Origin of the sequence: Bradyrhizobium sp. GCM10028915 (genome assembly GCF_042666195.1) — a bacterium.
In the GTDB taxonomy this organism is placed as follows: domain Bacteria; phylum Pseudomonadota; class Alphaproteobacteria; order Rhizobiales; family Xanthobacteraceae; genus Bradyrhizobium; species Bradyrhizobium canariense_D.
Map to the genome: position 1 here is coordinate 22,300 of NZ_JBHTFN010000004.1, position 13,245 is coordinate 35,544.

Annotated in this window: 7 protein-coding genes and 1 pseudogene; 7 read left to right on the forward strand and 1 reads right to left on the reverse strand. The window is 61.7% G+C overall.

Translation table 11 applies throughout. The features are described from left to right. The 6 genes and pseudogenes from ACFQX9_RS03545 to pimD all read left to right on the forward strand — a co-directional run. Positions 1-403, forward strand: a 403-nt coding sequence (locus ACFQX9_RS03545) for an electron transfer flavoprotein subunit alpha/FixB family protein (protein ID WP_377786610.1), incomplete at its 5' end; no start/stop codon positions are given. A gap of 1,373 nt (positions 404-1,776) precedes the next feature. Continuing rightward, positions 1,777-2,179 (forward strand): annotated as a pseudogene (locus tag ACFQX9_RS03550) (ArdC-like ssDNA-binding domain-containing protein); the annotation flags it as partial. A gap of 781 nt (positions 2,180-2,960) precedes the next feature. After that, positions 2,961-5,057 (forward strand): 3-hydroxyacyl-CoA dehydrogenase NAD-binding domain-containing protein, encoded by a 2,097-nt coding sequence (locus ACFQX9_RS03555; protein WP_377786613.1) that lies wholly within the window; start codon positions 2,961-2,963, stop codon positions 5,055-5,057. Positions 5,058-5,502: 445 nt separating this feature from the next. Continuing rightward, a complete protein-coding gene (locus ACFQX9_RS03560; protein ID WP_377786615.1) occupies positions 5,503-6,690 on the forward strand; it encodes an acetyl-CoA C-acyltransferase in 1,188 nt (395 codons plus the stop codon). Positions 6,691-6,853: 163 nt separating this feature from the next. After that, entirely contained in the window at positions 6,854-8,044 is a 1,191-nt protein-coding gene (gene pimC / locus ACFQX9_RS03565) for a pimeloyl-CoA dehydrogenase large subunit (protein ID WP_377786617.1), read from the forward strand. Between the two features lie 162 nt (positions 8,045-8,206). Then, on the forward strand, positions 8,207-9,346 hold the full coding sequence (gene pimD, locus ACFQX9_RS03570) for a pimeloyl-CoA dehydrogenase small subunit (RefSeq protein WP_377786619.1): 1,140 nt from the start codon (positions 8,207-8,209) through the stop codon (positions 9,344-9,346). Positions 9,347-9,821: 475 nt separating this feature from the next. On the opposite strand, the gene ACFQX9_RS03575 is transcribed toward pimD, so the two are convergent. Continuing rightward, positions 9,822-11,321: a CoA-acylating methylmalonate-semialdehyde dehydrogenase gene (locus ACFQX9_RS03575; protein WP_377786621.1), complete on the reverse strand. Its 1,500-nt coding sequence runs from the start codon at positions 11,319-11,321 to the stop codon at positions 9,822-9,824. Positions 11,322-11,426: 105 nt separating this feature from the next. On the opposite strand from ACFQX9_RS03575, the gene ACFQX9_RS03580 reads away from it, so the two are divergent. Further along, the gene (locus ACFQX9_RS03580; RefSeq protein ID WP_377786623.1) at positions 11,427-12,314 is read left to right on the forward strand and encodes a LysR family transcriptional regulator; all 888 of its coding nucleotides are present in this window, start codon (positions 11,427-11,429) and stop codon (positions 12,312-12,314) included. Positions 12,315-13,245: the final 931 nt, after the last annotated feature.

A 13,245-nucleotide genomic window follows, 5' to 3' on the forward strand; every position in this document is an offset into this window, starting at 1 on the left:
AGTCGCGAAGAGCGATCGTCCCGAACTGACCTCGGCCAAGATCATCGTCTCCGGTGGCCGCGCCATGCAGAGCCGCGAGAACTTCGCAAAGTACATCGAGCCGCTCGCCGACAAGCTCGGCGCCGGCGTCGGCGCTTCGCGTGCGGCGGTGGATGCGGGCTATGCCCCGAACGACTGGCAGGTCGGCCAGACCGGCAAGGTCGTGGCCCCCGAGCTCTATGTCGCGGTCGGCATTTCCGGCGCGATCCAGCATCTGGCCGGCATGAAGGACTCCAAGGTGATCGTCGCGATCAACAAGGACGAGGACGCGCCGATCTTCCAGGTTGCCGATTACGGCCTGGTCGCCGACCTCTACCAGGCGGTTCCGGAGCTGACCGCCGAACTCGGCAAGCTCGGCAAGTAAAACGCGCTAAAACACCGGCCGGAGCTATAAACTCCGGCCGGTGTTGCTTTTTCGAGGGGGGTATCGTCACAGTACTGCCGCGCGATGCAAGGCTTCGTTTACTATCGAGGTCTAGCGGGCATGCTCTCCGAATCTTTCTAGTCGTAGGCCAGACTGCGAACGCGATGGTCGCATTGGACGATAGAGCAGGTTTTGCCTTTTTCTACTTGTGCTCATGAGCGGCCGCTGATGGTCGGGCTGCGGAGGGGCATTCCTGCATCCGACCCACCAGCTCAAACAAGATGTTTCGGTTGGTTTCGTTGATCACCGTGAGGTGCTGAAGCTCGGCGCTATGTCGGATTATACTGATGCCAAGAACAGTAGCTGCGCCGTATACCCTCATTCTCGAACTGCAAGTGGCTGACGCTCAAGAACGTCTTCTTCTCTTTCACGAAGTGGGACTTCTCCCTGCTGATGGGCGCGATCTACTTCCTGCTTTCCGCCCTCATCTCGCTGCTCTACCGGCCCGACGTCTACGCGTTGATAGCCGCCTTTTTGGAGCGTCCGTGATCGGTTACGCAATCAAGCAGGAGGTCTCGACCAGGTTCAAGATCTAGTTATCAAGCGACGTCCGTGCGGCCGCCCATGTAGGCGTCCTCATCTGCGCCGCGCGCTATAGGCTCAACAAAGAGCACTTCGCTTGGCGGGGAGAGTAGTGCGAGGTGTGGAGGTGCTTCTTGCTCGCTGCCGAGATGTTGCGATCGTGTTTCTGGTTGGGAGCACGCTGTTCAGTTGCATATATCATCGCCTGTCTTTAGAATGGAAACGATGCCTTCAGTTCGCTTCGTATCGGCGCTTACAATAACTTCCTGCGATTCCGACTGACGGAAGACTGCTTCGATATGTTTGTTGTTGGGCTTGAGAGCGCTCCGCAGGGGGACGACTGGGTTGCCAATCCGAAACGCGACAAAAACAAGCCCGATCCGGAGGTCCCGATGTTCCGAAAGCTGAACTCAAACCGCGTTTAATCGACAAGGTTCGGGTCAGATTTCGGCCGAAGCAGGGCCAGCCGGTCTCGTCGCTGCATTCGACCAGTGTGCCCCTTCGGGGCGCTATGCTCACGCTCTCCGGTGCCATTTTGCCTTGGGGCGGCGCGCTCCCTTGGCGCACTGGTTGGGCCTGCGGCCCTAAAGTAACAAGTCCTGAACAATGGAACGGAAGGCGGAGCGCGTTGCAGATTTCGCATTCCGTCGTTTGTGTGCGTGCGGCGCCTCGCAAATCACGCCACCTCGATTCCGCCTGAAGAAGCTGAGACTAAGAGCGCCGGTCGGGTTTTGCCGCGACGGGGTACAGGCTGCGAGAGAGGCTCGCGGTGCCCGTCGCGGAGATCCGCGATGTCCAGATACTATCTTCGGGCGCGCACCGGTGAGGACCGGACGAGCCTTTACGACGAAATCAGCAAGAAAATTTTAGGCGAACTTGAGGCCGGCCGCGTGCCGTGGGTACAGCCCTGGGGTACCCCGGCTGCGACAGGGTCGTTGGCCATGCCGAAAAGCGCCGCGACCGACCGTCAATACAGCGGCATCAATATTCAGATCCTCCGGGGCTGCCATCGAACGCGCCTTCACAAAGCTGGCTTACCTTCCGCTAGGCGCTGTCGCTCGGTGGTCACGTCCGCAATGGCGAGCGTGGGACTACTGTTGTCTGTGGTAACCGTTTGTACCGGTCCACGAAAAGCGGCGCGCGAGCGAGAACGGTGAGGAAGCACAGGCCATTCCGTTCCTCAAGCGCTTTACGGGTCTCATTCTCGACCTCGAAGTCGCTGCCCGGTCGAGCGGATCAGCTAGCGGTTGAACTGGCTGTTGTGCGTCCGGACCTCAAGTCCAACGGTTGCGCGATTGGGTTAACGCTCGCTCGCCGTTCGCCTGAGCTCGGCGAAATCGCTGTCGTGCGACCTTCGATTGACTACGGAGGGGGTCTGGTTTTTGGCTCATGCCACTACGGTGCTAGGCAATCGGCACTCGCAAACAGCGCAAAATCCGTCGTGATGCTCGGAATCGAGTAGCCCGACGGCTCATGATCAACTCGGGCCAAAAAAGGGGAGGTGGCGCAGAATTTAAGCGTAAATCTCCGGGCCATTGCATTAATCGATATGGGCATCCTGTTACTCTACTGCCTCCCAGCCGAACCTGTTCGGATGGGTTCCAATAAAGACGGTTGTCCGAATGACATGGTAGCTTGGCATGGTTAGACATTTTTGCGCCTCCGCATGGTCAAGCAGGCCGAGTGATTCGACGCAGCAGGCGGGATATGCAGCAAATGATCCGGTGGCCGTGCAACCTGATGCTGCTCGGAAACGAACAGTGCGGCCCCGGGTGACCCAACAGAGCGATCCAAACAGTCCGGCAAGACATCGGTCTCCCGAAAGTCGTCCCTTGCGAGTCACACCGACGGCAGAGCGTATGTCTGGCAGTCATCATCAGCAGGCTGGTTCAGGCATCGCACCGAGCGTTTGAGCCTTGCTAGCTGAACTGGTCCGCTACCCACCCGATTTTATTGTTTCACTGAGGAGCTCACCGTGAGCGAAGTCGTCAAGCTTGAGTGTCATGACGAAGTCGGCATCGTCACGGTCGACAGCCCTCCGGTCAACGCGCTGAGCGCCGCGGTTCGTGGCGGAATTCTGGAATGCATCAAAGCCGCGGTTGCCGATCCCGCGATCAAGGGCATCGTGCTGACCTGTGCCGGCCGCACCTTCATCGCGGGCGCCGACATCACCGAATTCGGCAAGCCGCCGAAGCCGCCCGGGCTCAACGAAGTGCTGGCCGAGATGGAGAATTCGCCGAAGCCGATCGTGGCCGCGATCCACGGCACCGCTCTCGGTGGCGGCCTCGAGGTCGCGTTGGCCTGCAATTTCCGTGTGGCTGTCAAAGAGGCAAAGCTCGGCTTGCCCGAGGTGAAGCTCGGCCTCTTGCCGGGCGCCGGCGGCACCCAGCGCCTGCCGCGCGCAGTCGGCCCCGAACTCGCGGTCAAGATGATCGTCGGTGGTGATCCGATCGGCGCTGCGGAAGCGCTCAAACACGGCCTGATCGAGGAGATCGTCGAAGGCCCGGCGTCCGGCGGCGAGGCCTTTGTCCGCAAGCTGCTGGCCGAGAAGCGCCCGCTGCGCCGTCTGCGCGACGACGATTCCAAGATCGCGGCGGCGAAGGCCGACCGCTCGATCTTCACCAGTGCGGTTGCCGCGATGACCAAGAAGTCGCGCGGCCTGGAGGCGCCGTTCGCGGCGGCCGACGCCGTCGGCTATGCCATCGACCTGCCGTTCGACGAGGGTCTGAAGAAGGAGCGCGAAGGCTTCCTCAAGCTCGTCGCCAGCGACCAGTCCAAGGCGCAGCGCTATGCCTTCTTCGCCGAGCGCGAGGCAGCCAAGATCGCCGGCGTTCCCGAAGGCACCAAGCCGCGTCCCGTTAACCGTGTTGCCATTCTCGGCGCCGGCACCATGGGCGGCGGCATCGCGATGTCCTTTGCCAATGCCGGCATTCCCGTCACCCTGATCGAGACCGGCGAGGAACAACTCAAGCGCGGCATGGGCATCATGCAGAAGAACTGGGAAGCGACCGCCGCGCGCGGCGGCATCCCGGCGGATGCTCCCGCCAAGCGCATGGCGCTGATCAACGGTGTCGTCGGCATCGAGAATGTCGGCGACGCCGATCTCGTCATCGAAGCCGTGTTCGAGACCATGGCGGTGAAAAAGGAAGTTTTCGGCAAGCTCGACCAGTACGTCAAGCAAGGCGCCGTGCTTGCCTCCAACACCTCGTACCTGAACATCGACGAGATCGCGAAGACGACCAAGCGTCCGCAGGACGTGCTCGGCATGCACTTCTTCTCGCCGGCCAATGTCATGAAGCTGTGCGAGATCGTGCGCGCCGACAAGACCGCGCCGGACGCGCTGGTCACTGCGGTGAGCATCGCCCGCAAGATCGCGAAAGTGCCGGCCGTGGTCGGCGTCTGCGACGGCTTCGTCGGCAATCGCATGCTCGCCCAGCGCGGCAAGCAGTCCGAGAAGCTGTTGTTCGAAGGCGCGCTGCCGCAGCAGGTCGACGCGGTCGTCACCAAGTTCGGCATGCCGATGGGCCCGTTTGCGATGGGCGATCTCGCCGGCCTCGATATCGGCTGGCGCTCACGCAAGGACCGCGGCATCAAGTCGGAGATCGCGGACGCGCTGTGCGAAGCCGGCCGCTTCGGCCAGAAGACCGGCAAGGGCTACTACAAGTATGAAGCCGGCTCCCGCGCGCCGATGCCCGACCCGGAGGTCGAGAAGCTGATCGACGAGACGCTGCTGCGTCTCGGCCGCAAGAAGCGAATCGTCAGCGACGACGAGATCCTCGAGCGCATGATGTATCCGATGATCAACGAGGGCGCGAAGATCCTCGAAGAGGGCGTCGCGGCGCGTCCCTCCGACATCGACGTGGTCTGGCTCTACGGCTATGGCTGGCCGATCTATCGCGGCGGCCCGATGTTCTGGGCCGACAGCGTCGGCCTCAAGCACATCGCCGACCGTCTCGCCTTCTACGCCAAGGAGACCAACGACCCGAGCCTCGAGCCCGCCCCTCTGCTGAAGAAGCTCGCGGCGGAGGGCAAGACGTTCGCCTCGCTCGCGGCGGCGTCCAAGGCGGCGTGATGAGGGCTGCCAATCCTTTCGTTGTTCCACGTTGCGCGATTACGCGACGTGGGTGGCCCGAAAGGCCTGATCGGGAAATCATCTCGCCTTCGAGTACGCTGCTCGGTGGACTCTCTGATTCGCATTGCGCGTTAGAGCTCGCGACGGAGCTTCTCACGGCGCGCTTTGCGCGGAGCCTGTGGTCGCGCGCCGGAATGATGAGTGATGTATTGCGGAACATGACCCATCCCGGCGAACAGTTTGTTTCGAGGGCGCGTTGGAGCGACAACATCGTCCAGGGCACCCTCCCTGACCAATCGTCGAAGGCAGCCGCTGACTACGGCTCGCGCACGCTCTCGAGCTCGAGCTTCGCGACCGCCCGATCAGCTGCACCAAACTCGCGGCCATGGCCAGCGCGGCAGCAGAAATCGCCACAATCCACCCAACTCGCATCAGGAGATCGTTCTTGACCGACGCTGTCATCGTTTCCACCGCCCGTACCCCGATTGGAAAGGCCTATCGCGGTGCGCTCAACGCCACCGAGGGCGCGACCCTGCTCGGCCACGCGATCGCCGAGGCCGTCGCCCGAGCCAAGGTCGATCCGAAGGAGATCGAGGACGTCGTGATGGGAGTGGCGCTTCAGCAGGGTTCAACCGGCAGCAACATCGCGCGCAAGGCGCTGCTGCGCGGCGGCCTGCCCGTCACCGTTGCCGGCAGCACGGTCGACCGGCAATGCGCCTCGGGGCTTCAAGCCATCGCGCTCGCCGCTCGTTCGGTGATCTTTGACGGAGTCGAGATCGCCGTCGGCGGCGGCGGCGAGTCGATCAGCCTCGTGCAGAACGACAAGATGAACTCGTTCCACGTGCGAGATCCCGCGCTGCTCAAGATGAAGGGTGATGCCTACATGCCCATGATCGACACCGCTGAAGTCGTGGCCAAGCGCTACGGCATCTCGCGCGAGCGGCAGGACGAATATTCGCTGGAGAGCCAGCGCCGCACCGCCGCCGCGCAGCAGGCCGGCAAGTTCAGTGAGGAGATCGCGCCGATCACGACCCAGGTGGCGGTCACGAATAAGGCGACCGGCGCGGTCTCCTTCAAGGACGTGACGCTGTCGCAGGACGAGGGCCCCCGCCCCGAAACCACGGCCGAAGGACTCGCCGGGCTCAAGCCCGTGCGCGGCCAAGGTTCCACCATCACCGCCGGGAATGCCAGCCAGCTCTCGGACGGCGCCAGCGCTTCCGTGATCATGAGCGACAAGGAAGCGGCCGAGCGTGGCCTGCAGCCGTTCGGCATCTTCCGCGGCTTCGTGACCGCCGGCTGCGAGCCGGATGAGATGGGCATCGGCCCGGCCTTCGCCGTGCCGCGCCTGCTCAAGCGCCACGGCCTCACCGTCGACGATATCGGCCTGTGGGAGCTCAACGAAGCCTTCGCGGTGCAGGTGCTGTATTGCCGTGACAAGCTCGGGATCGACCCGGACAAGATCAACGTCAATGGCGGCGCGATCTCGATTGGCCATCCCTACGGCATGTCGGGGGCGCGCCTGACCGGCCACGCCCTGATCGAAGGCCGCCGCCGCAAGGCGAAGTACGCGGTCGTCACCATGTGCGTCGGTGGCGGCATGGGCGCGGCGGGTTTGTTTGAGGTCTTGCCGTAATTCACATCGTCACGGACTAGTTCCGCAGTTGCGCACGCGCGACCGGCCCCATCCTCCGCAGCCGTACTTGGGGGCAAGGACGGAAGTGGCTTCCGTAACAACGAAGGTCGGCGGCTATAGTCCCGGCCTTCGGGACGCCGCAGGAATCTCACAGGAGGATCCGATGGATCTCGCATTCACGAAGGAAGAGCAGGCGTTTCGCGAAGAAGTGCGGCAGTTCTTCCGCGACAACGTACCGCCGGATACAAGGCGCAAGCTGGTCGAGGGCCGCCACCTCTCGAAGGACGAGATGGTGACGTGGTGGCGCATCCTCAACAAGAAAGGCTGGGGCGTCAGCCACTGGCCCAAGCAATATGGCGGCACCGGCTGGACAAGCGTGCAGCACTACATCTTCACCGAGGAGCTGCAGTCCTATCCGGCACAGCCACCGCTCGCCTTTGGCGTCAGCATGGTCGGTCCCGTCATCTACACCTTCGGCAACGAGGAGCAGAAGAAGAAGTACCTGCCGCGCATCGCCAATGTCGACGATTGGTGGTGCCAGGGCTTCTCCGAGCCCGGCTCCGGCTCCGACCTCGCCTCGCTCAAGACCAAGGCCGAGCGCAGGGGCGACAAGTGGATCATCAATGGCCAGAAGACCTGGAACACGCTGGCCCAGCACGCCGACATGATCTTCTGCCTCTGCCGCACCGATTCTTCCGCCAAGAAGCAGATGGGCATCTCCTTCATCGTGTTCTCGATGAAGTCGAAGGGCGTCACGGTGCGCCCGATCCAGACCATCGATGGCGGCCATGAGGTCAACGAAGTCTTCTTCGACGACGTCGAGGTTCCCTACGAGAACCTGATCGGCGAGGAGAACAAGGGCTGGGATTACGCAAAATTCCTGCTCGGCCATGAGCGGACCGGCTTGGCTCGCGTTGGCCTCTCCAAGGAGCGGCTGCGCCGCATCCGCGATTTGGCCTCAAAGATCGAGTCCGGCGGCAATCCGCTCATCCAGGATGCCGCGTTCCGCGAGAAACTGGCCGCCTGCGAGATAGAGCTGAAGGCGCTCGAGCTGACCCAGCTCCGCGTCGTCGCCGACGAAGGCAAGCACGGCAAGGCAAAGCCCAACCCGGCATCCTCAGTGCTGAAGATCAAGGGCTCCCAGATACAGCAGACCACCACCGAGCTCTTGATGGAGGTCATCGGCCCGCTCGCCGCGCCCTACGATGTGCACGGCCATGATGGCTCGAACGAAGCCATGGACTGGACCGCCCAGATCGCGCCGAGCTACTTCAACAACCGCAAGGTCTCGATCTACGGCGGCTCCGACGAGATTCAGCGAAACATCATTGCCAAAGCGGTGCTAGGACTTTGACCCGCGAATTACGCAGTTGCGCGGTGGGGCGGGGATGCGGGGATCCAACAGGCCGCGTCGCGAGCATGGCAGGCGGCCGCGTTTATTGGTTCCCCGCCTTCGCGGGGTTGACGTCAGAGGGTGAGGCGACGGCAGGGCAATTCCCGCCCATTGGAGAGCAGCATGGATTTTGATTTGACCGAGGAGCAGCGGCTTCTCAAGGAAAGCATCGACGGCCTGCTGACCGATTCCTACGATTTCGAGCAGCGCAAGAAGTATATGAAGGAGAAGGGAGGCTGGAGCAAAGCCGTCTGGGGCAAGCTCGCCGAGCAGGGTCTGCTCGGCCTGCCCTTCAGCGAGGCCGATGGCGGCTTCGGCGGCGGCGGCGTCGACACCATGATCGTGTTGGAAGCGCTTGGCAAGGCGCTGGTGCTCGAGCCCTACCTCGCCACGGTCGTGATCGGCGGCGGCTTCCTGCGCCACGGCGGCAGCGAGGCGCAGAAGGCCGCGTATGTGCCCGGTATCGTAGACGGCAGCAAGACGCTCGCCTTTGCCCAGCTCGAGAAGAACTCGCGCTACGATCTCTTCGACGTCACGACGACCGCGAAGAAGAAGGGCGACGGCTACATCATCGACGGCGAAAAATTCGTCGTGCTCAACGGCGAGAATGCCGACACGCTGATCGTGACCGCGCGCAACAAGGGCGACCGCCGAGACAGAAGCGGGATCGGCGTTTTCCTGGTTCCCGCCGACGCCAAGGGCGTCAGCCGGACGGGCTATCCGACCCAGGACGGGTTGCACGCCGCCGATATCACCTTCACCGGAGTCGAGATCGGCGCTGATGCTGCGATCGGCAATCAGGATTCGCTTGCGCTGATCGAACGCGTGGTCGACGAGGCCCGCGTCGCGCTCTGCGCCGAGGCGGTCGGGCTGATGGACGAGTCGCTCAAGACCACGGTCGAGTACATCAAGACGCGCAAGCAGTTCGGCGTCCCGATCGGCTCGTTCCAGTCGCTTCAGCACCGCGCCTCCGACATGTTCGTCGCCGCCGAGCAGGCGCGCTCGATGTCGATGTTCGCGACCATGGCGAACGATTGCGAGGATGCGAAGGAGCGCGCCAACGCCATTGCCGCGGCCAAGGTGCAGATCGGCAAGTCGGCCAAGTTCGTCGGACAGCAGTCGATCCAGCTCCACGGCGGCATCGGCATGACCATGGAGGCGAAGATCGGCCATTACTTCAAGCGCCTCACCATGATCGAGAACACGTTCGGCGACACCGACTACCACCAGCGCCGCGTGGCGGAGGCGGGTGGGTTGATCTGACACTGGTCGTCATCCCGGGCATCGCAACTTGTCCGCCGAAGCTCAAAGAGCGAAGGCGGAAGCGATGAGCCCGGGTCGCGAGCGAAGCGAAGCAATCCAGTATCTTTTCCACGAGACAGTCTGGATTGCCTCGTCGCTTGCGCTTCTGGCAATGGCGGAGCAGGCGGAATCAGGGAAGGCGATAACAATAAAAATGGCCCGTTCGATCTCACCGCTAAGGTGGCCGTCGTTACCTGCTCCAGCCGCGCCATGAACTGTGCATTTTCTTTGCAAGGACGCCCGGGAAAGAACGAGAAGCGGACTGCCGTGGGCCGCGCCGGCGATGGAGACATCGGAACGCCTAGTGCACGAATTTATCGATATGCTGAGGCGTTCCCGATACCGACCATCGCGGCTCCAACGCTCGGACATTGCATCACGAAGCCGCGACCCGCTGAGCCCGTTAGCGAAGATCGATGATCCGTGCACTTCGCCGTCAACTCATCGTCGGCATGACGAACTCAGCTCCAGAGCGAATGCCAGTAGGCCACCGTGTCGTGATCGTCTTTAATTTAGTGTAGAACCGTATCCCCTCGGGTCCATGCATGTTGTGATCACCAAACAGGGACGCCTTCCACCCGCCGAATGAGTGGAATGCCATCGGAACCGGGATCGGTACGTTGATGCCAATCATCCCGACTTGAATTTGATGCGCAAATTCGCGCGCGGCATCTCCGTCCCTCGTGAAGATGGCGGTGCCGTTGCCGAACTCGTGCGCGTTGATCATCTCGGCGGCCTCATCGTATGATTTGGCGCGTGCGACGGCGAGCACCGGTCCGAAGATCTCCTCCTTGTAGATCTTCATATCGGTCGTGACGTAGTCGAACAGCGTCCCGCCGATGAAATATCCCTTCTCGTAACCCTGGCGCCGGAAGTCCCGCCCATCGACAATCAGGTTTGCTCCCTCGTCTACACCGATATCGATATAGCCACGGACCTTGTCGAGATGCTGCTTGGTCACAAGCGGCCCCATCTCGGCATCGGGATCGGTTCCCGGGCCGATCTTCAGAGCGCGAACCTTGGGCGCAAGTTTTTCGATCAGCCGGTCGGCTGTCGCGTCTCCGATCGGGACCGCAACCGAAATCGCCATGCAACGCTCGCCCGCGGCGCCGTAGGCGGCGCCCATCAGCGCGTCAACCGCCTGATCCATGTCGGCGTCCGGCATGATGATCATGTGGTTCTTGGCGCCGCCAAGCGCCTGACAGCGCTTTCCGTTTCGAGTGGCCATTTCGTGGATGTAGCGGGCAACCGGAGTGGACCCGACAAAGCTCACGGCCACTATGTTGGCGTCGGACAAGATGGCGTCGACCGCTTCGTTGTCTCCATGAACGACGTTGAAGACGCCATCGGGCAATCCGGCCTCCTTCAGCCACTTCGCCAGTATGAGCGAGGCGGACGGATCGCGTTCGGACGGCTTGAGAATGAAAGTGTTGCCGCACGCGAGGGCGATCGGAAACATCCACATGGCTACCATCGCCGGAAAATTGAATGGTGTAATACCGGCAACAACGCCAAGCGGTTGACGTAGAGAGTGGCTGTCGACGCCAGTTCCGACGTTTTCCGTGACCTCTCCCTTGAGAAGTTGAGGTGCGCCGGTGGCAAACTCGACGACTTCCATGCCCCGCTGAATCTCGCCCTTTGCGTCCGAGAGCACCTTGCCGTGCTCGGCCGTGATCACTTGGGCGAGTTCGTCGATCCGATCCTCCAGAATTCGCAGGAAGCGGTTTAGAATTCGCGCGCGGCGCAAGGGAGGGGTGTTCGCCCAGGTCGGAAACGCCTTTCGAGCCGCTGCCGCCGCCGCACGGACGTCTTGGGCCGAAGCCAATCCAACCGTTCCCGTTTGTTCGCCGGTCGCGGGATTGTACACAGCCGTAGTACGGGCACCGCGGCTTGCCACCAACTCGCCATTGATGAAGTGCTGAATCGTCGTCGGCATCGAACATTTCCTTCTGAACAGAACTTGATCGCCGCTCGTATGCAGCGCATAAAGTCGTGTATCAACGAGCGAATGTGCGGCTCCGTTGTGCAGAAACTGTAGTCGATGGATTGGGAACGGGCTCGTATATTCCTTGAGGTCGCGCGAGCAGGACAAATACTGAGGGCCTCGAAGAGCCTTCGGTTGAATCATGCCACGGTAGCGCGGCAACTTACTGCCCTTGAACGAAGCTTGAACACCAAGCTGCTCGAACGACATACGTCCGGCTGCATTCTAACTGCAGCAGGCGAGTCGTTGGTCGCCGCAGCGGAGCGCGCAGAGAGCGAATTCCTCAGAGTGGGCTCCAGCATCAGCGGTGCGAGCCAAGCTATCACAGGTACGGTGCGCGTCGGTGCACCTGATGGCCTTGGCAACTATTTTCTTGCAGATCGGCTCGGCATGCTCGCCGCGAAACATTCGGGGCTCGTCGTTCAGCTGGTGCCGTTACCACGAACATTTTCGCTGTCGCGGCGAGAGGCCGATATCGCTATTACGTTGGACCGCCCCAAACAGGGGCGACTAATCCTGTCGAAGCTGACCGACTACACACTTAGCGTCTATGCAGCGGAGCAATACCTTGGGCGCGAGGGTCCCATCACGAGCCAGGATGAACTCGCCGGTCGTTTGTTCGTGACGCATGTCGAAGGCATGGCTTACAGCCGCGCCTTGGACTATGCTTCTGTACTGAGCCGCCTTATGTCACGTCGATACGAATGCGGCAGCGTGGTCGCGCAACTGGAAGCGGTTCGCGCCGGCCATGGAGTCGGAATCCTCCACGACTACGCAGCGCAACGATATCCAGAGCTGAAGCGCTTGCTGCCCGAGGTCCGGTTCGTGCGCAACTATTGGATCACCTCTCATCCCGATACGCACGAGACACGCCGGGTCCGAGAGGTTCATCGATTCATCTCCGGATCCGTGAAGGCCGCAAGGGCCTCGTTCGTATCGGACTGAGGCGGCGCGAAGCAGAGGCGGAAGCATCGAACGGGTTCTCCAGACTGGCGCCCGCCGAGTCGACGAGACGGCGTCACATCGCAATCGAGAGAAGCAAGGACTCGAGGTACATCAGCTCCGTGCGGATCGCCTCGATCAAGAGAGATTTTGTGTCATGACCGCGTCGCGAATAGCCGATAACTGAAGTGGTCCACCGGGCGCGCTTGGAAAGAACCGCATCAATAGTCTTTGCGGGTTCGTATTGTGACCGCTCGGGACAAATACCAGGACACTCTCATGGTACGCGGCCAACGGATTGGCCTGAGTTAGCTGAAACTCGCCGCCCGCGACTTGAAAGGTTATCTATTGTTCGTTTCCGCAGATGTGACAAGAACACCCTTGGTCCGTTCTGCTATTTTGGGCCAATTGAGTCAAAGACTGGTGCATCCCCAGTTGATCGACTAAATCCTTCGTGCTCGACCATCGTGCTGGATTCGTTGTAAGCGACTTCAGCGTTGCTCGCGGCGGGACACACTTTTGAGCGGCGCGTCAGAGACGGTGTGCCACCCGCAAGCTGATGGCACCTGGGCTTGATTGGCGCGCACAGACGTCGCTCAGTCGTTCTCAGGCGTGATAGAAGGATGTGAGGCGTGCCGCTGACTAATCTTCGCCACGGCACACAGCACCGTCTCACTGCAGCCAAACAGGTCTATTCTCGCTGAACAGGATGAGGCATGTGCAACGTCATTCCGGTTTCGATGACATCCGGCGCGCTAGGTTCCAGGCTCAGATTGCCGCGCTCATTCTAAGGCGCGCCGATCCCGCCGCACCCCGATGGCGCGAGTAGGCCCAGTGCGCATTCCAGGCTTCAGCGAGAAGCGATCCGAGGGAAAGCGATGCGTCCGTGACCTGCCTATCGGCCAAGCGCATAGGCCGGGCGACGGGGATCCGC

Bases quoted from the DNA above. Each gene is read 5' to 3' on its own strand.
- pimC (WP_377786617.1), top strand. From the start codon at position 6,854: ATGGATCTCGCATTCACGAAGGAAGAGCAGGCGTTTCGCGAAGAAGTG.
- pimD (WP_377786619.1), top strand. From the start codon at position 8,207: ATGGATTTTGATTTGACCGAGGAGCAGCGGCTTCTCAAGGAAAGCATC.
- ACFQX9_RS03575 (WP_377786621.1), bottom strand. From the start codon at position 11,321: ATGCCGACGACGATTCAGCACTTCATCAATGGCGAGTTGGTGGCAAGC.
- ACFQX9_RS03580 (WP_377786623.1), top strand. From the start codon at position 11,427: ATGGATTGGGAACGGGCTCGTATATTCCTTGAGGTCGCGCGAGCAGGA.